Below are 21170 nucleotides of genomic sequence, written 5' to 3' on the forward strand. Positions count from 1 at the left end.
ATCAGAGCTGGTATCAGAGCTGGTATCAGACGCTGGGCTTGAGAATTACAGAGCTATCAGATCCCGGGACAACGTATTCAACCGTTCGATTCCGCTGTCTGTAATGAGCACCATATCCTCGATCATGATTGAGCCGATACCGTAGCCGTAGTAAGGGGTTTCCAAGCAAATCACCATGCCTGGCTGGAATATCGTGTTTTCAGACGGACTTAGAAATGGTGCTTCTTCAGCTGCCAAGCTAAGACCTGCACTGTGTCCTAAATGACCTCGATTGTAGGCAGGCAGACCTGATTGACGGATAATAGACATGGCATCATTGAATGCATGCTTCATCGGCATACCGGGTTCGATAATCTTCAATAGATGATCATGTCCAGTTCGCAGCGCGTTGTAAATGCGCTTTACCGGATCGGATGGTTCGCCGAGCACAAAGGTACGGGCGATGTCCGAACCGTAGCCGGCAACATCTACACCAACATCGAACTTAATAACGTCGCCAGCTTGGCCGGGTCTTGTATCAAAAATATGTGCAGGCGCGAAATGATCGCCCACAGATATCATATGGAAGCGGGAAGGGGAGCCGTTCGCATGAGTCAGCAGCGCTAGCCGGAACGCATCCGCGATCTCAGCTGCTGAACTGCCAATGTGAATGCCCTTGATCGCTTCAGTGATGCCAATCTCGGCATATGCGCAGCTCTGACGGAGCTGTTCAACCTCCCATGGAGTCTTGAGCATACGCAGTTCAGTGAAGATTGCGCTGGCTTCCGTCAGTTCGACATTCGGCAGAGCTCCTTGCAGTGCTTGTGCAGCTGCGTATTTCATGGAGCCTAGTTCAACTGCAATCTTGCCTGTACTTACTCCGTAATCAGCGAGCACGTGTTGGAGCAAGCCGAACATCTCTTGAACTTGATGATTGACGGGGCGTCTCCCTTCATACTTATCACCCCGCAAGCCAAGTGGATCATCGACATCGACCCAGGTCGGGTACGTTCGCAGCTCGCATTGAGGAAGGTCATTCGGAACGCCAGCCGCCTCGAACTCATTCATAATAATGACCGTCTGGCGCGATGGATCGCGGAACATAACGGCCAATGCGACTTCGCTCATGCGCAGCGTATACATAAATGTGCTGGGGTGGCCCGACAAGTAATAGAAATTTTCGCAGCCGCTTGCCACAATCGCTTCTATGTTCTCTTTTTCCATAATGGAACGAGCCCGTTCCGCGACACTGGCCAGATGCGCTGCTTTGTCGAATTTCATGCTGTACACTCCCTTTGCAGAATTCTTATCTTATCGTAACGACCAGATCATTCCGAGCTTCTGTTCGTCTTATGAGATCGTGTCTGCTTCACTGGCGAGCTGACGCAAGAACTTGCGGGCACGCTCCGTCTTAGGCTGATCGAAAAATTTGTCAGGAGTTCCTTCCTCCTGAATAACACCGTCGCTCATGAAGATGACGCGATTCGCAACTTCTCTGGCGAATTTCATCTCATGTGTCACGATGATCATGGTCATGCCTTCTGATGCCAGCTTCTTCATCACCGCCAGCACTTCACCTGTCAGTTCGGGATCTAGTGCAGAAGTCGGTTCATCGAAGAGCATAATTTGCGGCTGCATCGCGAGTGCGCGAGCAATGGCGACACGCTGCTGCTGCCCCCCAGACAGACGGGACGGATACTCGTCCTTTTTGTGGAGGAGGCCTACTTTTTCAAGAAGTGTCTCTCCAATTTTTGCGGCATCAGCCTTGCTCATCTTCTTCACAATGGTCGGAGCCATGGTGACGTTTTCCAACACGGTCATATGAGGGAATAGGTTGAACGACTGAAATACCATTCCTGTTAATGTACGAATGCGCTGTACGGCCTTCTTCTTGGAAGAGGCGTCCAGCGCAGCATTCCATACCGCATCACCGATCTGAATGGATCCGGAATCAGGAGTCTCTAAGCCATTCAAGCAGCGCAGCAGCGTGCTCTTGCCAGATCCGCTGGGCCCGACGAGTACGACGATTTCACCGGAATCGACTTGCAGATCAATATCTTGGAATACGACCAGTTCGCCGAAGCTTTTTCCTAGTTTCTTTACGTCAATCATGATGATCTCACGTCCTTAGTAGGCTTTAGACAAGCGAGCTTCGATTCGGTTCAGAATCGCGGAGAAGCTCAGGCTCATTACCCAATACATAATGGCAATCGCGATGAAAAATGGCATCGCCACGTAATACTGCGCAATCAACAATTGCGCGGTGCGCAGCAGCTCGGTTACCGTAACGATCGATACGAGCGAGGTCTCCTTCAGCATGCCGATGAACGTATTGCCCATTGGGGGAATCGCTACACGTGCAGCCTGCGGCAGCACAACCCGCCACATCGTCTGCCACGGCGTCAACCCAAGGGATTGAGCAGCCTCTGTCTGCCCGCTGGATACAGCAAGAATTGCACCGCGGAACGTCTCGGACAAGTAAGCGCTGATGTTGATACTAAGTGAAATAAAGGCCGCGTTGAGCGGCCCGAGTGTGATCCCGAAGTCGGGTAGTCCATAGTAGATAATGAAGATTTGCACCAATACAGGCGTTCCGCGAATGATGGACACATATATTCTTGCGACATTGCGGACGAACTTATTTCCCTTTAAGCGAGCTACGGCGACAACCAATCCGATGAGGAGTCCAAAGAACATGGATACGATCGTAATCAGCAGTGTGTAATAAGCGCCTTTTAATAGAAAATCTAGGTTTTGAATAACGAGTTCCATCTCTTGCACCTTCCCGGACTGGCTTAAATGTTAGGTTCTACATCAAACCATTTTTTGAAGATTTCTTTGAATGTACCGTCTGCTTTCATTTCTTCTAGTGCTTTATTAATGGCAGCTAACAGCTCTGGGTTATCTTTACGAATCGCGATACCTGCTACATCCTCTTTAATTGGCTCTCCAACTGCCTTCACGTCGAAATGGTTTTTGTCAATCAACGGCTTGAGTGCAAATACATTGTTAATCGTCGCATCAATACGGCCAACATTCAAATCCTGCAAGGATGTAATGACATCGTTGTATGTGGCAATTTCAAAGTTTCCAACCTTAGGCATAGCTACATCACGCAAATACTTCTCGTCATTGGTTCCAAGTCCGACACCAATCTTCTTGTCTTTGAAGTCTTCGAGTTTCTGAATGGACGTATTGTCACTCTTGACGATGACATTTACCGCATTTTTCACATACGGAGTGGAGAAGTCCATCTTCTGCTTGCGATCATCGGTAATGGTTACTTGGCTGACCAGTGCATCGTATTTATCTTTTTGCAATCCTTCGATCAAGCCCGAGAATTCACCAGTAATGAACTCAACTTCCACACCAATATGTTTAGCGACTGCCTTGGCGATATCGGCATCGAAGCCATCGACCTCGCGCTTATCATTGATGAAGTTATATGGGGCATAGGTGCCCATAAGCCCAACTCTAATTTTGCCAGATTGCTTGATGTGCTCCAGCGCGTTAGTGGAACCTGCATTGGATGATGACTTGCTTCCGCATCCGACAAGTGCGACTGCAAGAACGGTTAGCAGAGTTGTGGCTTTTAGAAATTTTTTCAATTGGACTGACATCGTTGTTGCCTCCTTAAATGTAGGGATTTCCCTTGCACGAACAAAGTGCTATAAGTAAGTTCTTTATTTTGTATTGAACACGTCTATGAAAATGGCGAAGAGCGAAGCTATCCGAGCAGCCCTCGAAATTCAAATTTGGCCGTGGCTTCAGCGATTTCTGCTGGTGAGTAGCTGGATTGATAATCGACCTCATGCATTGGCCCGAAGAGCCATTTGGACAATACTCCAGTTATCAAAGAGACGAGAATATTGGCCCGCAGCGACAAATCATTCGTGTTCGGCAGCATGCCGAGCTCGGTTGCCCGTTGTATATTGTGCTTGAATGCTTCTTCGAAAGTGATCCAAGTCTGTGAGACCGCCTCTCGTACTGCAGGATCAGCGCCTTGCCCCTTCATGAGAAGCAGTGCCATCAAGTTCCGGTTCTGATCAGCGAACGTGAATAGTTCGGTCAGCAGTCGTGCGGATGAGCTCACCATATCTTCTACTGTACCGCCATGCTTGCGATAGCCTTGAGCGATGACGTTGGTTAGTTTCTCCATACCATCGTGAATTAACTCTAGGATGATCTGTTCCTTGCTATGAAAATACCAATAGAACGTTCCTTGTGACACGCCAGCGGACTTTACCACATCCGAAATCTTCGTACAGTGGTATCCTTTGCTTGCGAAGAGATAGAGTGCGGCGTTCATGAGCTGCTGACGTCTATCTTGTTCTTGATTTGGTACGGCAGGCAGCTTAGGCAGTTTGCATCTCCCTCTCTTCTTAACTGATTCGTCAGTCAAGTTTAATTCCGATGCGATTACTATACTTTTGAATGGGCTTGGTGTCAAGGGTTAAATCAAATTGGAATAGTCGGAAAATGAAAAAATCCCGGTGAGAAAGAGATTATCGCAGGAATTGACTTTATTATTTTCCAAGCAGGATAATAGGAAAAGTAGAGTAATCATAACTTGAGATGTAGGCAGTTATGACCTGAAATCCCAGATATATAGGATCGCAGCTGAACATGGAAAGGAAGCGAATGAAATGAATCCACCGAAGCATATCGTATCCGCAGCAGCAATTATTGTGAATGAAAATAATGAGATTTTGTTAATTAGAGGCCCTCGAAGAGGGTGGGAAATGCCGGGTGGTCAAGTAGAAGAAGGGGAATCACTTGCACAAGCGGCAATTCGCGAGACGAAGGAAGAAGCGGGAGTCGATATTGAAATTGTTCGCTTCTGCGGAATTTATCAAAATGTACCCGACGGAATATGCAATACGTTATTTCTTGCCAAGCAGGTAGGCGGTGAACTAACGACGACAGAGGAAGCGCTGGAGGTGGGGTATTTTCAAGTTCAGGAAGCATTGAATATGGTTACGTGGAAAAACTTCCGCGAGCGGATTGAAAAATGCTTGGATGCATCCCAGCAGCCTTTTTATGTGGAGTTTTAATTCTGTAAATAAATCGAGGATGTGTTGGCATATCGGCTAACGAAAATCATGGTTATTGAATCGTAACAGGTATGCCTCATATAAAGCATGCAGTAAAAAAAGAGGCCGAGCATGTAGGTGCTCGGCCTTAATCGATTGGTACTATTGATGATCGTACGCAGCGAGCTGCATTTCCGCGAATGCAACCTCACCGTATATTTGTTGGCTCCACAGTACTACATGCATGTTCTCCTGACTGAAAGGGATAGTGACTCAATGAGAGGTGGAGGAGGCAAACCCACTAAGAACATGCTTCGTGCTTCAGGAATGTGCGGCCTTCAGCTCAAAATGAGCAGCTGCGATGTTGGATAAAAAGTCCATAAAATCATAGGCATCATTCGGATATTCAGTGCAAACGAACTGCATCCCGCACTGCTCTGCCGTTTGCTTGGCTTCCTGGCCAATGTCGTAATAGACCTCGACATTTTCGGTAAGCGAGGTCAGCTCGCAAATGACGACAGCTTCTTCCTTATCGGAAGCTGCGCCTAGAATAACCTCATTAATATCAGGCCCAAGCCAGCGCTGTGGTGCAGGCATGCCGCTGCGATAAGAAATATCCCATTTCCCGATATTGGCCTGCTCCGCGATCAATCCGGCAACATGCTTGTAGGACGCAATAAAGTCCTCATGCGCGGAGGGAAGACCAGGCTTGCTGTGCACCGTAAAGATGACCCGTGTCTTCGGCAGCATCGAGGAAGGCATCCAGACGTAAGCATCTCGCAATCTGCGCGCCATTAGCCGAATGAAGTCAGGGTGCGCTTGCCACTCAGAAATGACCGTCAATTTCATATCACTATTGGCTGCAGCGATCGCCTTCTTGGCATCTTGAACATAGCCTCCTGTACCTGAGGCTGTGAAGAAGGGCGTAGCATGCAGCACGGCAAGCTCTGTGATGCCGTCTCTGATCGCTTGCTGAATGGTATCGGCTACAAACGGATGCGAATGCTTGCAGCCGATGTAGACAGGAATCACTTCACCGAACTTGGCCTCTACTAGCTGTGTAATTGCCTCGGATTGACGCTTCGTTACCGTATACAGTGGATCACATGTACCCGTATCGCTGTACCGAATAACGCCTTGCACGATGGCTTCCGAAGGAGAACCGTGTCCGCGCAAAATATGATGGTACATGGCTGGCACATCATCAATACTGGCACAAGCGCTATAGGAAGCAAGAAGGATGGCTCGGTGCGGCGTGTCCGGAAGCCGTGTGGGCTGTGTATGCCCGTTTGCTAGGAATTCGCTCATTAATTCGCTGCGTCTCCTTTCCATAAATCCGGGTGAAGCCATGCCGACATTTCTAGTAATCCATCTACCGTAAAACGGTTCGGCGCAAGCAGTTCCTTCGCCTTCATTGTCGTAATGCGGTTATTTCTGACCGCGTCCAGTGTGTTCCACGCCGCTTGAGATTTCAAATCCTTCAGCCATTCATCTCCCGAACCATCCCAATCTCCAAGCACGATATAGTCCGGATTCATGTTAATGACATCCTCAATTGAGGCTTTTGTCGATTTCTTAATCCCGAGTGCTTCGGCAGCGGGCTTAGCTCCAGCGAGACGGATCATATCGTAAGAAATGTTCCCTGGTCCCATGATGTAAGGGCCAGTATTCGGGCCGACAGGCGACAGTACGAGAACGGACGGCTTGCTTGCAAGTGATGCAGTTCGCTTTGCGGCATCGTCCAGCTTGCCCTGAATTTCCTTGGCAACTTCCTCTGCCTTATCGACAGCTCCAACAGCTTCGCCAATTGTGCGGAAGTTCGCAATCAATTGCTCGAATGTTCCCCATTGCTCGAACGTGACAACCTTAACGCCTGCTTGGCTGAGCAATTGCTCGGCATCGTTTTCGCTATTATGGATTTTCGTAATGAGGACAACGTCTGGATGAAATGCCAAAATTCCTTCGGGATCCAATCCAGTCGCACCGCCGACTTGACCGGACACCTGCTTGCCCTTCTCCTCGTTGACAGCCAAATAAGGATTTGCAATGCTCTTCGGTACGGCAACGACTTGCTCCGGAGGAACGATTTCAAGTACGGCATCTGCAGTGTCGAGAGATACCGCAGCAACCTTCGGTGCAGCCTCTATCTTCCCATTGTCAGAGGATGCAGCGGCCTTAGAACTGGTAGTGGTTGAAGTGGCGCTGGACGACTTCTCGCTATCGGATTGTGAATTGCTGGTGCAGGCTGTCAACCCGACAGCGGCAACAAGCGCGATCAGGCTCATACAGAGCATGCGAAAAGTGGTTTTTCGTCGAGTTTGTACGTTTCTCATTGTGTCATTCCTCCAAGATGTTCTTTTTCGTAATGGGTATACCATTTCTGCTCTTCTGCTTCATGTTCAAATGCAATGACTGACAGGCCTTCCGTTCCTGGTTCTTGGCGAATGACGGCATGAACGCCATACACATCATAAAGTGCATCTGCTGAGAGCACCTCTTCCGGTTCGCCGAATGCTTCGATGCGCCCGTCATGCAGAAGCAGAAGACGATCGCAGTAACGAGAAGCTAGCGACAGGTCATGCAGTGAAGCGACCACAGCATATCCTTCGTCAGCGAGCTGGCGAAGGAGCGCAAGCGTGCGAAGCTGGTGACGAATGTCGAGTGCGGAGATAGGCTCATCCAGCAGGAGAATTTGCGGCTCCTGTGCAAGCGCCTTGGCGATGAAGGCAAGCTGGCGTTGTCCGCCTGAACAGGCATGAATGTAGCGCTCGCGCAGGTGATCGACGCCGCATTGCTCCATCGCCCGTTCGACCTGCTGTGCATCTGAAACTGTTAATCCGCCGAACAAGCGGCTATAAGGGTGGCGTCCCATCGCGACGATTTGCTCAATCGTGAAGTCTGCATCTAGCGAGCAATCCTGCGGTACATAGCCGATCATTTGCGCTCGTTCCTTCGTGGAGTATGCCTTCAAGGGCTTTCCTTCAAGTGTCAGCGAGCCTTGAACGGGCTTCAGTAGTCCACAAAGCATGCGAAGCAATGTAGATTTTCCGCTGCCGTTCGGTCCAATAATGCCAAGGAAGGAGCCTGGCTGCAGCTTCATGGACAGATTGTCGATGATTGTTCGCCCATCAATTGAATAGGTCAATTGCTTGGCTTCAAGCAGTCCAGGAATGCCCAAAGATGTCTTCCGCCTTGTCTTCATGTCGAACCCTCCTTTCGCTTGCGCAGCAGCATCATCATGAACAGTGGAGCTCCGATGCAAGCGCAGACGACGCCGACCTGCAATGTGATCGGCTGCAGCACCATGCGCGAGGCTAAATCGGCCAGAACGAGGAACGATGCCCCGAATAGTGCGCTGAACGGCAGCAGCAGGCGATGGTCCGAGCCGACAATTAGGCGAACGAGATGCGGAATAACCAATCCGACAAAACCGATGATCCCGCTTACCGAGACGGCTGTTCCGGTCAAGAACGAAGCGAGCAGTAAAATCGTATAGCGGGTGAATTGCACAGGGACTCCGGATGCCTGTGCGTGCTCGTCACCGAGCAGCAGTAAATTCAATGAACGGCTAAATAGCGCCAACAGAACGCCTCCGATAAGAATTGGCAGAGCGATAATATGTACATGCTCCCATGTTCGCGCCTCGAGTCCACCCTGCAGCCAGAACACGATACTGCGCAGCTGCTGTTCATGCGGCGCGCTGGCGATGATCACATTAATGACCGCCGACAGAAGCGCGTTCATGCCAATTCCGAGCAGCAGTAGAGTGGTTACATTCGGTTTCCCACTAGCCCGCCATATGGCCAGAATGAGTACAACGGATACAAGTGCACCTGCGAAGGCAGACAAGGGAAGGGCGAATGCTGAATGACGAACAAGCCCTAATGCGATGCACAAGACAGCTCCGGCGGCTGCGCCTGACGACACTCCCAAATACCCGGGCTCGACGAGCGGATTGCGGAACACTCCCTGCATCGCTGCGCCCGCGATGGACAAGCCGGCTCCGACTAATGCACCTACGATGACACGAGGCAGACGGATATCCAGAATGATGGTAAGATTCCGCTCTGCAATCTGAATGTGCTCCAGCCAGCCTGTTGCATGAAGCATGGCTGCAAACGTCTCTTTCAACGGTATAGACACAGGTCCGACCGCACTGCCGATGAGTATGGATAACAGCAGAACTGCCAAGCCTGTGGCTGCTAGAACTGAAATCCGGAGAAGTTGGGAGGCCTGCCGGGGACGAAATCGGGAATCTCGCCCTTTGTAGTTCAGTTTATTCGTGGTGTTCATGGATGACCTCCTTTCCTTGTTGCAAAAATGTTAGCTAAATATAAATAAGTTGCATTAAGTAAACTTTTATTAATATAGCGTAGACTGTGATCGTCGTCAATCCGGAATGCAGGTCTATTTATCGAATGAGAGCGTTACATCAAAAAATTGTTCCTCAGGTCTATCATCAATGGAGGACTTGCGGTTCTCTGTTTTAGAATGCCTGCTTTTCATGGTTGGATATGGTACATTGAATGAATGTAGGAAGATGCAACATCAAGCAATATAGTCAGGAGGATGAAAGATGAACGTTGAGATCTGTGAACCCCATACACCGAGCCTATTCGTAATTACGGGCATTATGGCGTCTGGCAAGTCCACCATCGCGCAATTGTTGGCGGAACGCTTTGCGAAAGGTGTTCATGTGCGTGGTGACGTATTTCGTCGCATGATCGTCAATGGTCGCGAGGAAATGTCACCCGCTGCTCCAGAGGAAGCGATGAAGCAGTTGAACCTTCGCTATCGCCTAGCTGCAGGAACTGCGGATGCATATGTGGAAGCCGGATTTACGACAGTGATCCAAGATGTCGTCATCGGTGATGTCCTGCAGACGTTCATTCAGAATTTTCAGACTCGTCCTCTCTACCTCGTTGTACTCTGCCCACGGCCTGATATTGTGGCGGAACGTGAAGCGTCACGAGGCAAGAAAGGATATGGGCTTTGGACTGTTCAGGATCTAGACGATGGTCTTCGTCAAGGCACGCCCCGAATTGGCATGTGGCTGGACAGCTCAGACATGACACCGGAAGAAACCGTCGATGAAATCATGCGCAGAGCGTGGACAGAAGCGAAAATCGATACAGACTATAGATAACTGGAGGATCCACGAATGGTTGCCCACAAAGTTGCAAAAGAATATCTCGATACCTTTACAAGCGAAATGGAGTACACCGGTATCAAGTCACGGGATGAAGTGCATGCCAAGGGATTGTGGCATCAAACGTTTCATTGCTGGTTATGGAGGGTCGAGAACGGAAAGCTAATCTTGCTGTTCCAACGCCGGCATCCTCAGAAGAAAGATTATGCGGGTCTGCTGGACATTACGTCTGCTGGTCATCTAGAAGCAGGGGAATCGCCAATGGATGGCATTCGGGAGTTAAGAGAGGAGCTAGGACTCGAGATTGAGTTCGCTCAGCTTACATACAGTGGTGTTATACCAAGCAGTATTGAACAGGAACATATAATAGATAATGAATTTTGTCATGTGTTCCTTCATGAATATACAGGAGACATTACCGATTTTCGATTGCAGGAAGATGAAGTGGTATCCATAGTCATGCTGGAAGCAGAACATTTCCGCAAGCTGATTGCAGGTGAGGCACAGCAAATTACTGGCGAGGAATTCGTGCCGTCGAGCGGAGAGAGCGGGATCAAGGTAGAATTAACGATACAGGACTTTGTCCCTTCCAGAGCAAACTATTATGAGTATGTGCTCGAACAAATTGCAAGCCTAGCCAATCAAGAAGTTAATCAGCAGGATTAGACGAAGATAGCCCGAATCTCCATTTTTCATCAGGAAATATTCCATGGATTTCATGTGCACTCTTTTTGTAATATAGGGAGAATGGGAACTTTTTCAAGGGTAGGAACGAAGATCAAACTACGGAATGCATCATGCATGAAGGGAGATAGAGATATGTTTATCGAGACGAAAACCATCCAAGTGAAGGAAGGGACTTCACAGCTCGTGGTCGACAGGTTCAGCGGAGAGGGAGCCATTGAGAAATCCGAGGGCTTTATTGACTTGAGCATTTGCGTCAAGAAGGTAAGCAGAGGAGATGAAGAGGTCGTCATTCTCATTCGCTGGGAATCTGAAGAAGCGTGGAAGAAATGGGAGACAAGCGAGGCACATATTGAAGGCCACAGACAGAGCCGCGGCAAGCCGAAGCCAGAGCATATTCTGGGATCGCAACACGCTGTGTACGAAGTTAAGGGCATCAAGACTTTTGTAGAAGCATAGATTCTGAGGGCAGCCTAATAGTTATCCATAAAAATTAAAGGAGAAAACATATTAGACGTATATAATATGTTTTCTCCTTTTTATACCAGCAAAGCACCATTTTCTAGAATTCATTTAACTCATATTAGCAGGTATTTGTTGAATACATTCCTTACAAAAGGTTAAGGTCTCTTTTTAAGATTGAGTACATATATAAATCATCAAATTTACCACAAGTATATTCATAATGTCTTAGCAACCCCTCTCTTATAAACCCTTGCTTCTCTACCAATTTTTGCGACGGGAGATTTGCTGGTTCTATTAAAGCCTCAATTCTTTCCAACTGATAGTGATGGTACCCAAATTTAATAACTGCTTCTAATGCTTCACTAGCTATTCCTTTCCCCCAGTAATCTTTGCTTAACTCAAATCCAACTTCAGCTCGATGATGTTTGGTAACCCGATTAAGAAAGCCACAACTTCCTATAATTTTTCCAAAATCTTTTAATGTAATTCCCCATCTAATGCCAGTGCCTTCTTCGATAATAGAGTTATACCAATTAATTTCATCACAAACATCTGTAATGGTTTGGAAAGGTGCTAACCCTATATGTTTCACAACATCTTTATCAGATAAATAGGTAAACATATCATTAGCATCCTCTGTTGATACTTCTCTTAACATTAACCTTTCCGTTTCAATTATCGGAAATTCTTGTTTCATTCATTTTCCTACTCTCTATTAAGATTAGATTATTTTACATACTCTTTTTATAAAACGGCACCCTTTCACTTAATAACAATTATTTCAAAATTCCATGATTTCAGCAATCGAAAGGATAATTGTCCTAAGTTTAAGAAAAGTAACTTTTGTACTTTCGTAAGGGCTTCTTAACCAAGCAACAAATTTCACGGTTTTTTTATTTTGATTTCCTTTGTCTATCCACTCTTATACGTAATGGAGTAAAATATTTCCTCTAACCCTTGTCGGAATGTTCCGAAAATCAAGATAATTTGGTATAATTACCCTATAAATTCAGGACTTGTGTCCGATATCAAATATTAGGGTGATGATCCTATTCGGTGCGAACCGTATCACTATTATCGGAGTGAAGGAGGCTGCATAAAAGAGATACGAGTATTTACATGAGGAACACAAGAAATGGAATTTGAAATTATGGATTAGGAGGATAACATGAAAAAGTCATTGTTAATAGGAACGGCAGCCCTATTGCTTATATCCGCGCAAGCTTCCATACATCCCATCACAGTGAATGCATTTCCACAAGTAGACAAACCCACTATCACCTCAAGCGGTAATGATAATAGTTCAAATCGTGCAACAACGCCGAAGGTTTTGGACATTTCCGGACACTGGGCAGAACACAGTATTATTCAAGCGATCAATAAGGGGTATGTGGAAGGTTATCCTGATGGCAATTTTCTTCCTAATAAGATTGTATCTCGCGCGGAATTCGTAAAGATGACCATTTCTGCTCTGGGAATTGAAGTACAGGAATCGAATGGGAAATGGTATGAGTCCTATGTACATGCAGCTGAAGCAGCTGGGATATATAAGGCTGGTGACTTGGAAGATACGAATTGGACCCAAACGTTGACGCGTGAAGAAATGTCGAAGATGGCAGTGAGAGCATTGGGCATAGGACAAGTAGAGGATAAGCAGTGGATGTACCTCGCAACGAAAAATGGCATTATGTCCGGTACGGCGCCGGGAGAATTAACACCTAAGGGGAGCACAACGCGAGCACAAGCGATTACAGTTATTGAACGATTGCTGTCCGCAAAGAAAGGCGACAAATTAGCCGTCGATAAATATGCTGTCGCTGTAGCCGAGATGTACTGGCACAAAACGAATATTATCACGGTCGCTGAAGAGATTTTTAATTCTCCGGAGAATGATAAGTATAAGTACGCGAAACTAGGAATTAATTCTTGGAGTGTTGATAAATTAACTGTCTCTGCACCTAATAAGTCTGTTGTGGGACAAGTAAATAGTTTAACGGCTATTGACTGGAACGATCCCAAGGATCCTAATCGAAAATTGCTTCCGAGTAAGGATAAGTTAGTATGGGAAGTTGGAGGAAAACAAACTCTTTTTTCAGATGATATGAAAGTATACGTTGTACTTTTAGATTCAAAACTGATTGTAAATGAGAAACCAAAATCATATCCAGTTAATCGATTGTCTCTTGCGATTCAAGGTTTTACCGGATCACGAAATGGAATAAATAGAGCAACAGCTATCAAGTCACTTGATTCAAAAAAAGTGATATATGGACTTGTAATTCCAAAAGAGAACTTTCATACAAAAGGTAAAATAAGTATATTGGTTGAAACAATGCCACTCAACGCTCCTTTATACAGCAATACTCTTTCTACATCAGTTCTCACTAAATAGAGGAGTGTTACTTTGAAACTAAAAAAAATAATAACTGCTATACTGATTTCAGTTCTTCTGGAAATTAATTTTGCATTTATTATCGATTCGATTGCTATTGCTGCAGCAGGAGAGGTGGCAGAAGAGATCGATTATAGTTTTAATAGTGGCGTTGAAGACTATGAAGTGAGCGGTTATTTATATTCTGCTAAATCATCACTTGAAACAACGCCAATCATAGTTCCATCTAAACCGGGGAAAATTATCAAAAAGCTCGAATGGGTAGACAAAGAATCAAAACGAGTTATAAGGTCAGTAAATGGTTTTATTTCAGGAAGAATGAAGTATGAGGGGATAGACGGATTAAAAGACTCACTACAAGGAACAAAGTTAAAAGTAACCTCAAACGAAAACTCTAACTTCGGAGGAGTCTATTATTGGGATCGATGGTCTATATATGATCCTGCAAACTGGGACGGAAAGCATTGGAGAGCGGGTGCTGGACGAGTAAGTGTATCAGACAGTAGAGGATGCGATGCTAGTGTTCCTAAAGAAAATATACAAGGTCATCTTTTACCGAGATACCCTGGATGTACGGATCCATATTTAGAAGCAGATATTCCACGATCCAAGCCGTTCATGATCAATGTCCCTACTGATCCACTGAACCAAACTTGGATAAAAACAGGTGCGGTATCCAAAGAATTGAGAGATGTTACGGCTTCAAATGTTGTTGTGGATGATAGTACATCAATAATGGATGTACATGGGATAGGGGGAACATCTGATCCTAGTACAGTGGGTGGAGAAGTGGCGAGATTAACAGATCTTGATTCTATCACAATCTACTTTAAACAAACCTTCAATAACGATACCTACAATAAATACTGGGCAAATCCAGGGGCCAAGCAGGTCTGGTATTTCTCTAAATTCTTTGTTGACTTCAACTCAGTTACATACCGATACAAAGACAAATTACTTATCGCTACATATGCCGATGGAACATCGGGACTAGAGATTACGGGGAACAAATGTGTTGCACCTGGTGGGACTACACAATTGGTTGCCAAATTAACGAAAGTTGATGGCACCACGTGGGAGCTGAAAAACCATGCTAAACTAACGTGGACAAGCTCAAATGCTAGTGTGATGACCATCAACAATTCAGGTCTGGTTACAGCTGTGGCATCTACCGGAACGTCAACCATTACTGCTCATTTTGCTGACTCCACTCAGGCGTTGGATGAAAAGGCAGACTTCTCTATAACCGTGGGAACGGGTAACTCCTGTACCGACGATAACAACGGAGGGAACCCTGGTGGAGGGACGGGCCAGTGTAAGTACACGATTGCGGCTCCTTCATCGGGAAGCACAGTAACCGGAAATAAGATGAATCCAGATGTAACAGGAATGATCAAAGCCGACAACCGTGGCAATGAGAAATTCGATGTAGTCAGAGGGATTCCAACCTCCGAGAATTTGTATGCTAATGTGTTTGCGAATCAGTATCTATTCCAACATACGTTTGCTAAAATGTCAGGCAAAGTAAACTATCAGTGCCAGGTAGAGGTTACCTATGCTCTGGAGTGGAAGCAGAAGCAACCAGATGTGTGCACGACGAATAAACAAGGGCAGCGTGTGTGCACGCCACAACCGGATTTGACGATGAGAGATACAGAATCCAAGACCTACAGCTTTTCCTTCCAACGTGACTATTCGTATTGGCAGATCAACAACATCGAAGTGTACGGAATTCAACGAGCAAGTATGAACAACTACGCACTGCCTAATGGAACAGTAACGCTGCAGCCATCAGGGTACTCAGTCCCTTCTCTATCAACGGATCACAATTCGGATGCATCGGCTCACGTCAAGCCGAAGGATAGTGGTACAATTTCATTTACACCAGCAACAGTACCAGGAATGTATACAAGGCCGAGCGTGCCAAATGATGAATCACAACTCAAAAGCAGGGCTGAATCACAAACGGGAGAGCCAGAAGTACGAAATGATCTTGTGACCTTCAACGGCACAATGATTATGAGCAATAGCTGGACGACGAAACATGGAACGACACCTGGAAGTATCCCTTCACCTACGATCATTGGTCAAAATGTTCTCTATCGGAGCGGTATGCTTATTAGCAGCAAGCTCGTCAATGCGGCCAACACCCCAAGCACAGGTACGATCTACTACAATCTTGTTCCCGGCAACATAAATGGCGGCAGTGACAAGCAATTCTCAATCAACGGTATCAACACCGTTACCGTACATACACCTGTTGTGAATTACTCCTCAATTACGGATGATCGTGAACATAACCAAAAGACAACACCCAACTACAATCGTGCCGCCTTGATACTGGATCGGCCATTTACAGTCCGAATGCCTACGAACGGGCAGCATGTGAATTATCCAGGATACGGCGACCGTGATTATGCGAAATATTTCCGAATGAAGCAGGTATGGTTCCCATTCGATGTCTATAGCGCAGATCGCAGCAGATTCATCCCGAAGCGCACGTGGACAGACATACCGGTAAACCAATTAGACACGACGTTCCTCCTGCCTGTCTGGGTCGATGAAGGGGACTATTCGGTCTTATACCGCACGATTGCGGAAAATGCGCCGGATTCCTTCACGCATCAGCCAACAGCCAATACGAATTGGGAGAACCATGTGGCGACCCATGAAATCGCGGTCGAGGTCATTGGCAGGGTGTACGATTTCCATGTGACGGACATTATGGACTTCAATTGGGAGACGGTATTTCGCAAGCAGAAGGGAAGCAGTGAACCTACTGGAAACTCCTATTGGGTGGGGCGCAAAGGGATTGACGGAGAAGCGCGCGGCAATGCCTTTCCTTATGAGCTTCCTGTCCGCAAAGGAAGCCACCCAGATTCCTCGTTTAAAAATGTAGCTGTGAAGACAGGGTATGCGTTCAAGTTCGACCTGAAGACGAAGGGGAATATGTTCGGTTCAGGAGATGGCATCCATCTTAAGCCTGCCTTCTACTTCACGGACAGCAAGGGGCAAAAGCGTCAGGAGGTAGACGTCTATTACCATACTGATGAACGAAAATTTATTCGGATTGGCTCAGCAGAGGACAAGGTAAGGCGGAGTATGGAGCTTAATGCGCGACTTCGCAATGTGCCGGAGCAGCGCATCTTAGATGCAGCGGGCGCCTTCTATGAGCTGTTCGCCAGCAGCATATCGACAAGCCGTCAAGCTTACATCGAGGAATGGGCAAGGGCAGCGAAGAAGCCGACGACAATTGGCAGCTACAGTGATCTCTTCCTGCCGTACCATGTCCGGACATTTATGGGGCCGACAAGTGTGCCAACTGGTGTCTCGGAAATACGTGCATTTTCGTCGATTCAACAGTGGTATGGAGAATACAATCTGCCCGCGAAGCTGTATATCGTGCCGAAGGGCTTTGATTTATCGAAACAGTTCAGCTTTAACGACAAGGCGCCATTCTTCCTGCGCGACGGGTTCCTCATCGTGAACGTTGATATAGAGACGGTGCGGGATGGGCAGAAGGGCAAGCCGCATTTGCAATACATAAAAGCACCGCTCACAAATCAATGGAAGCGGGAGGGGGCCCACCCGCAATTCACAGATCCGTATGGCGTTACGTTCCAACTAAAGGATGGGGATGTCATGTTCTACCGAGCGGATCAATCATCGGTTGATGATTTTGGAGTAACAGGAACGCATTAATTCGGCGATGTATCTTGGGCGCATGACGAGAGGCAACAGAATCGCTAATCATAGTTAACGACAAATAGTTGAAAGACAAAGACCCGTAAGACGGACGCTCTGCAAAATAGAGAGCTCCTCTTGCGGGTTCTTTTCTTTTCGGGGCCCGATGATTGTCTTCTCGGCTATTTAATCTGCAGGAAATTGATAGATTGTATAGTAGAACGGCTGTGGTATATTTTAGTTTGCCCATACCTTGTATAATTTTACCTAACTGAAATGTCGATATTAGGAGGAATGCTTCATTATGCAGCGTTGGTTAGGCAAGTCATTGAAGCGCAAGTTATCGATTATGCTGCTAGGTGCCATCCTTGTGCCATTGTTGTCACTGGGATTTGTATTGTATAGCATTGCAGCGATGGAGGCCGAAGAACGAACGAAGCTGTCCAGTCTGGGGCTGCTGAATCAGATCAAGACAAATCTGGAGTTCATTGTGCAGGACGTTGAGAATATGTCCATTTTCCTGATTGCACAGGAGGACATCCAGCGCTATCTCGCGTCCACGAATCAAGGTAGCGGACTGCAAATTAAACTGATGGGATTCCTATCGAACTTTGCTTTTTCCAAATCATATATCTCCAACATCTCCATCTATCCAAAAAACGGAAATCATACGCTATCCAACACGACGATTTTCAACAACGGACTCTTCAAAGACAACATGAACACGAATATCCAACAGGTAAAGGATAAATGGTGGAGCTCTCTCTACACGAACGTGACAACAAACGGAGCAGAGAAGGTTATTTCCTTCGTACGACCGATAGGGAGCACTACGACTTATCAGCCTAAGGGGATGCTTTCCATTAGCATAAGTGAAGCAGCGATTGCTGATTTTATGATGAAGCCGGCTCTGGGCAGTGGAGAGAGCTTGCTGCTTGTAGATCGGGACAATCGAATTCTCTCGGGTACGATCCGGGATGGTCTGTCGAAGTCCGTGACGGAACTGCTTCCGAACTGGGATGCACCAGGGATGCAAGAGAGACAGGGCTTTGTCACCTATGGGGAAGGGAAAGACAAGAAAACAATCGTGTATACGACAGTTCCGCATGTAGACTGGCGTCTGCTGGCAGTGATTCCTTATGAGCAGTATCAGGCGCAGAATCAATATGTCGTAACGATAACGGCCATGACGATTGGACTAGCGATGGTTATCATTGCGGGTATCGTGCTTTTCTTAATCATGCGGGTAACTAGGCCGCTGCAGCCGGTGGCAGTCTCCTTGAAGGGGTTTCGTCCCGAGGGGGATATCATTGCGCTCCCGATTACCTCATCCGATGAAATTGGCATGCTCGTGCATAGCTATAACAAGCTTGGAGAACGTGTCCATGTGCTGATGGAAGAGGTGAAGCGGCATGAATCCATGAAGAAAGAAGCCGATATGCAGGCGCTGCAGGCGCAGATCAACCCTCATTTTCTATACAACACGCTGGCATCCATCCACTGGATGGCGCTCATGAACAAGGATGCCACGATTGCGCAGATGGTCGGGGCATTAAGCGATTTCTTGCGCTTCAGCTTGAATAAGGGGAGCGAGTATTGTCAGGTCACGCAGGAGGTGCTTCATGTGCAGCACTACGCATCGATTCAGCAGATTCGGTATCCGGATCAATTCGACATCACGTTCCATATCAGTCCTGAGCTTGAATCACAGTGGATGCTGAAGCTTCTTCTTCAGCCGCTGATCGAGAATGCAATCATTCATGGAATACTTGGCAAGCGATCGAAAGGCCGAATTACGGTAATTGCACAACATACTGCAGATGAACATATACACTTCACCATTGAAGATTCCGGCCAAGGGATGTTGCAGGAACAGTTGGACGCACTCCTTCAGCAGATCGAACTTCCACTAGACCAGACACGAAAGCCAGAGCACAGCTATGGGCTGCGCAATGTGAACCAGAGGCTCAAGCTGCATTATGGGGAGGCATCTGTGTTGCAGATCCATAGCGTAGAAGGTGGGGGGACGACCGTATCCTTTATGATTCCTTTTATCGAAAAGGAGGTTGAGAGACAATGAAGCTGCTAATCGTGGATGATGAGGTTATTATTCGTACAGGCATTCATCAAGTCATTGATTGGTCTGCGATCGGGATCACGGCTTTGCAGCCTGCTGCATCGGGAGAAGAGGCATGGCAGCAGATTCATAATGAACAGCCCCATATCGTGATGACGGACATTCGAATGGGAGCAATGAGTGGGTTGGAGCTGGCGTCCTTAGTGAGAAATCAATATCCAGCAACAGAGGTAATCATGCTGTCTGGGTATGATGACTTTGCCTATGCACAGCAAGCGATGCGCGTAGGCGCGCAGGATTACATCTTGAAGACGAGCCGTCCAGAGGAGATCATGGAGGCGGTCTTGAAGGCGAAGCAGAGATGGGAAGCAAGACAGCAGCACGATCGGATCGGACATTTGAATGTCCATCTGCTCAAGAAGCAGCTGCTGGAACAGCTGTTGACGGAAGGAATGCCGGAAGAACAACTTGCGCGCGGACAAGTATTGGAGCTGCTGGAGCTTAAGGCGGAGAGCAGAGCATATCAGGTTATTTTCCTCACTGTATCGGGTTGGAAGGATGAACAACTGCTGCTGTTTGCAGCTTCGAATATTATAGGCGAAGCATTGCAGTGTGATATCTCGCTTCGTCCCAATCACATGGTTCTATTATGGAAGCAGAAGACGGAGTATGAGCAGACGAGAATGCTGTCTTCGACGTTTGCCAATTGTGAGAATCTTCTGAAATGCTCGATCTTCGCGGCATTCGGATCTATTGTTCCCCACTATGAGAAGATACGGCAATCCTACGTGGAAGCTGAGCGGGCATTGGCCTATGCGCATATCGTTAGCGATAGAAGGGTCATCCAGTATAAAGACATTCAGCATCGAACAGGCGGTAGAACGGTATGTACTCGGGAGGAAGAGAATGAACTCGCCACGATATTAACACAAGGCAATCGGGCGACGCTGGCACAATGGATTCAGGAGATTGTGAAGGCGCAAGTCATAGATGAACAGACAACACCTGAATCGCTGCTGGCCTATTTGCAGTCTATATTGGTGTCAGCCTGCCGCTGGCTGGAGCGAATGGTGCCCGAAGAACGTACGCTCAGTGAATTTCGCCATCGACTTCTGCCGAATCATGAAGTAGAAGCGGGATTGTATCGCGCCTGCTGCGCCATCATGGAACGCTATCAGCAATACGATGATCGGAATCGAGCGAATTCCTATATTCAGCGTGCGATGTTCTATATTCGAGAACATTTGCATGAGAGTCTCTCATTACAACAGGTGGCTGCATATGTACATGTGAATCCAAATCATTTCAGTGAGGTGTTCAAGCGGGAAGCGGGCATGAATTATATTGACTTCGTAACATTGGAGCGAATGGGGCTTGCGAAGGAACTGCTAACGGGATCGGAGCGGAAAGTAAGTCAGGTAGCAAGCGATTGCGGCTACGAGGATGTGAAATATTTTTGCAAGCTGTTCAAAAAGCATATCGGATTGTCCCCCTCTCAATATCGTCAGCACAACTGAAAAAAGTCACCCCATTCACCGAAGAATATCACCTGCTTTACCAATGTCTTTCTTTTATAGTGGTACCTAAGAGATATCGTTCATAAAAGTGCGACACTTCAACAGTAGTGTACAGCGTGGATAGAGGGACGATGGTACTGTTGGGCAATCACTTTTGTGAAAAAATGAACTGAAGTCATGAGGAGGGCTG

Annotated in this window: 18 protein-coding genes; 8 read left to right on the forward strand and 10 right to left on the reverse strand. The window is 47.1% G+C overall.

Annotated elements, in window-relative coordinates:
• Positions 1–45 precede the first annotated feature (45 nt).
• From BBG47_RS21520 to BBG47_RS21540, 5 genes are all read right to left on the reverse strand, one after another.
• Positions 46–1260, reverse strand: a complete 1215-nt coding sequence (locus tag BBG47_RS21520; protein WP_065293431.1) for a M24 family metallopeptidase — start codon at positions 1258–1260, stop codon at positions 46–48.
• Between the two features lie 69 nt (positions 1261–1329).
• Positions 1330–2091 (reverse strand): amino acid ABC transporter ATP-binding protein, encoded by a 762-nt coding sequence (locus BBG47_RS21525; RefSeq protein ID WP_065293432.1) that lies wholly within the window; start codon positions 2089–2091, stop codon positions 1330–1332.
• Positions 2092–2106: 15 nt separating this feature from the next.
• Positions 2107–2751, reverse strand: coding sequence for an amino acid ABC transporter permease (locus BBG47_RS21530; RefSeq protein ID WP_021262238.1), 645 nt, complete (start codon positions 2749–2751; stop codon positions 2107–2109).
• A gap of 23 nt (positions 2752–2774) precedes the next feature.
• On the reverse strand, positions 2775–3599 hold the full coding sequence (locus tag BBG47_RS21535; protein WP_021253726.1) for a transporter substrate-binding domain-containing protein: 825 nt from the start codon (positions 3597–3599) through the stop codon (positions 2775–2777).
• Between the two features lie 107 nt (positions 3600–3706).
• Positions 3707–4288, reverse strand: coding sequence for a TetR/AcrR family transcriptional regulator (locus tag BBG47_RS21540; protein ID WP_036621354.1), 582 nt, complete (start codon positions 4286–4288; stop codon positions 3707–3709).
• Positions 4289–4625: 337 nt separating this feature from the next.
• On the opposite strand from BBG47_RS21540, the gene BBG47_RS21545 reads away from it, so the two are divergent.
• A complete protein-coding gene (locus BBG47_RS21545) occupies positions 4626–5033 on the forward strand; it encodes an NUDIX hydrolase (protein WP_065293433.1) in 408 nt (135 codons plus the stop codon).
• Between the two features lie 300 nt (positions 5034–5333).
• Here BBG47_RS21545 and BBG47_RS21550 read toward each other — a convergent pair whose 3' ends face one another.
• The 4 genes from BBG47_RS21550 to BBG47_RS21565 are packed head-to-tail and all read right to left on the reverse strand — an operon-like array spanning position 5334 to position 9305.
• Positions 5334–6320: a ferrochelatase gene (locus tag BBG47_RS21550; RefSeq protein WP_065293434.1), complete on the reverse strand. Its 987-nt coding sequence runs from the start codon at positions 6318–6320 to the stop codon at positions 5334–5336.
• The gene (locus BBG47_RS21555; RefSeq protein ID WP_065293435.1) at positions 6320–7345 is read right to left on the reverse strand and encodes an ABC transporter substrate-binding protein; all 1026 of its coding nucleotides are present in this window, start codon (positions 7343–7345) and stop codon (positions 6320–6322) included. Before BBG47_RS21555 ends, BBG47_RS21550 begins: the two co-directional genes overlap by 1 nt.
• Entirely contained in the window at positions 7342–8214 is an 873-nt protein-coding gene (locus BBG47_RS21560) for a heme ABC transporter ATP-binding protein (protein WP_065293436.1), read from the reverse strand. Before BBG47_RS21560 ends, BBG47_RS21555 begins: the two co-directional genes overlap by 4 nt.
• The gene (locus tag BBG47_RS21565; RefSeq protein ID WP_083189515.1) at positions 8211–9305 is read right to left on the reverse strand and encodes a FecCD family ABC transporter permease; all 1095 of its coding nucleotides are present in this window, start codon (positions 9303–9305) and stop codon (positions 8211–8213) included. Before BBG47_RS21565 ends, BBG47_RS21560 begins: the two co-directional genes overlap by 4 nt.
• A gap of 283 nt (positions 9306–9588) precedes the next feature.
• Between BBG47_RS21565 and BBG47_RS21570 the strand changes: the two genes are divergently transcribed.
• From BBG47_RS21570 to BBG47_RS21580, 3 genes are all read left to right on the forward strand, one after another.
• Entirely contained in the window at positions 9589–10158 is a 570-nt protein-coding gene (locus BBG47_RS21570; RefSeq protein ID WP_065293437.1) for an AAA family ATPase, read from the forward strand.
• A gap of 15 nt (positions 10159–10173) precedes the next feature.
• The gene (locus tag BBG47_RS21575) at positions 10174–10827 is read left to right on the forward strand and encodes an NUDIX hydrolase (RefSeq protein ID WP_065293438.1); all 654 of its coding nucleotides are present in this window, start codon (positions 10174–10176) and stop codon (positions 10825–10827) included.
• A gap of 153 nt (positions 10828–10980) precedes the next feature.
• Positions 10981–11304: an antibiotic biosynthesis monooxygenase family protein gene (locus BBG47_RS21580; protein ID WP_021262225.1), complete on the forward strand. Its 324-nt coding sequence runs from the start codon at positions 10981–10983 to the stop codon at positions 11302–11304.
• Positions 11305–11455: 151 nt separating this feature from the next.
• On the opposite strand, the gene BBG47_RS21585 is transcribed toward BBG47_RS21580, so the two are convergent.
• On the reverse strand, positions 11456–12007 hold the full coding sequence (locus tag BBG47_RS21585; protein ID WP_065293439.1) for a GNAT family N-acetyltransferase: 552 nt from the start codon (positions 12005–12007) through the stop codon (positions 11456–11458).
• A 471-nt stretch (positions 12008–12478) separates the two neighbouring features.
• On the opposite strand from BBG47_RS21585, the gene BBG47_RS21590 reads away from it, so the two are divergent.
• The 4 genes from BBG47_RS21590 (at position 12479) to BBG47_RS21605 (ending at position 20980) form a co-directional block, all read left to right on the forward strand.
• The gene (locus BBG47_RS21590; protein WP_065293440.1) at positions 12479–13702 is read left to right on the forward strand and encodes an S-layer homology domain-containing protein; all 1224 of its coding nucleotides are present in this window, start codon (positions 12479–12481) and stop codon (positions 13700–13702) included.
• 12 nt (positions 13703–13714) lie between these two features.
• Positions 13715–17404 (forward strand): DUF5704 domain-containing protein, encoded by a 3690-nt coding sequence (locus BBG47_RS21595; protein ID WP_254659886.1) that lies wholly within the window; start codon positions 13715–13717, stop codon positions 17402–17404.
• A gap of 286 nt (positions 17405–17690) precedes the next feature.
• On the forward strand, positions 17691–19466 hold the full coding sequence (locus BBG47_RS21600) for a cache domain-containing sensor histidine kinase (RefSeq protein ID WP_065293441.1): 1776 nt from the start codon (positions 17691–17693) through the stop codon (positions 19464–19466).
• A complete protein-coding gene (locus BBG47_RS21605) occupies positions 19463–20980 on the forward strand; it encodes a response regulator transcription factor (protein ID WP_065293442.1) in 1518 nt (505 codons plus the stop codon). The genes BBG47_RS21600 and BBG47_RS21605 overlap by 4 nt, the downstream gene beginning before the upstream one ends.
• Positions 20981–21170: the final 190 nt, after the last annotated feature.

The sequence above is a fragment of the Paenibacillus sp. KS1 genome, from assembly GCF_001680695.1.
Lineage (GTDB): Bacteria > Bacillota > Bacilli > Paenibacillales > Paenibacillaceae > Paenibacillus_B > Paenibacillus_B suaedae.

Excerpts from the sequence above, each read along its gene's own strand:
- BBG47_RS21520 (WP_065293431.1), bottom strand. The coding sequence starts at position 1,260 with ATGAAATTCGACAAAGCAGCGCATCTGGCCAGTGTCGCGGAACGGGCT.
- BBG47_RS21525 (WP_065293432.1), bottom strand. The coding sequence starts at position 2,091 with ATGATTGACGTAAAGAAACTAGGAAAAAGCTTCGGCGAACTGGTCGTA.
- BBG47_RS21530 (WP_021262238.1), bottom strand. The coding sequence starts at position 2,751 with ATGGAACTCGTTATTCAAAACCTAGATTTTCTATTAAAAGGCGCTTAT.
- BBG47_RS21535 (WP_021253726.1), bottom strand. The coding sequence starts at position 3,599 with ATGTCAGTCCAATTGAAAAAATTTCTAAAAGCCACAACTCTGCTAACC.
- BBG47_RS21540 (WP_036621354.1), bottom strand. The coding sequence starts at position 4,288 with ATGAACGCCGCACTCTATCTCTTCGCAAGCAAAGGATACCACTGTACG.
- BBG47_RS21545 (WP_065293433.1), top strand. The coding sequence starts at position 4,626 with ATGAATCCACCGAAGCATATCGTATCCGCAGCAGCAATTATTGTGAAT.
- BBG47_RS21550 (WP_065293434.1), bottom strand. The coding sequence starts at position 6,320 with ATGAGCGAATTCCTAGCAAACGGGCATACACAGCCCACACGGCTTCCG.
- BBG47_RS21555 (WP_065293435.1), bottom strand. The coding sequence starts at position 7,345 with ATGAGAAACGTACAAACTCGACGAAAAACCACTTTTCGCATGCTCTGT.
- BBG47_RS21560 (WP_065293436.1), bottom strand. The coding sequence starts at position 8,214 with ATGAAGACAAGGCGGAAGACATCTTTGGGCATTCCTGGACTGCTTGAA.
- BBG47_RS21565 (WP_083189515.1), bottom strand. The coding sequence starts at position 9,305 with ATGAACACCACGAATAAACTGAACTACAAAGGGCGAGATTCCCGATTT.
- BBG47_RS21570 (WP_065293437.1), top strand. The coding sequence starts at position 9,589 with ATGAACGTTGAGATCTGTGAACCCCATACACCGAGCCTATTCGTAATT.
- BBG47_RS21575 (WP_065293438.1), top strand. The coding sequence starts at position 10,174 with ATGGTTGCCCACAAAGTTGCAAAAGAATATCTCGATACCTTTACAAGC.
- BBG47_RS21580 (WP_021262225.1), top strand. The coding sequence starts at position 10,981 with ATGTTTATCGAGACGAAAACCATCCAAGTGAAGGAAGGGACTTCACAG.
- BBG47_RS21585 (WP_065293439.1), bottom strand. The coding sequence starts at position 12,007 with ATGAAACAAGAATTTCCGATAATTGAAACGGAAAGGTTAATGTTAAGA.
- BBG47_RS21590 (WP_065293440.1), top strand. The coding sequence starts at position 12,479 with ATGAAAAAGTCATTGTTAATAGGAACGGCAGCCCTATTGCTTATATCC.
- BBG47_RS21600 (WP_065293441.1), top strand. The coding sequence starts at position 17,691 with ATGCAGCGTTGGTTAGGCAAGTCATTGAAGCGCAAGTTATCGATTATG.
- BBG47_RS21605 (WP_065293442.1), top strand. The coding sequence starts at position 19,463 with ATGAAGCTGCTAATCGTGGATGATGAGGTTATTATTCGTACAGGCATT.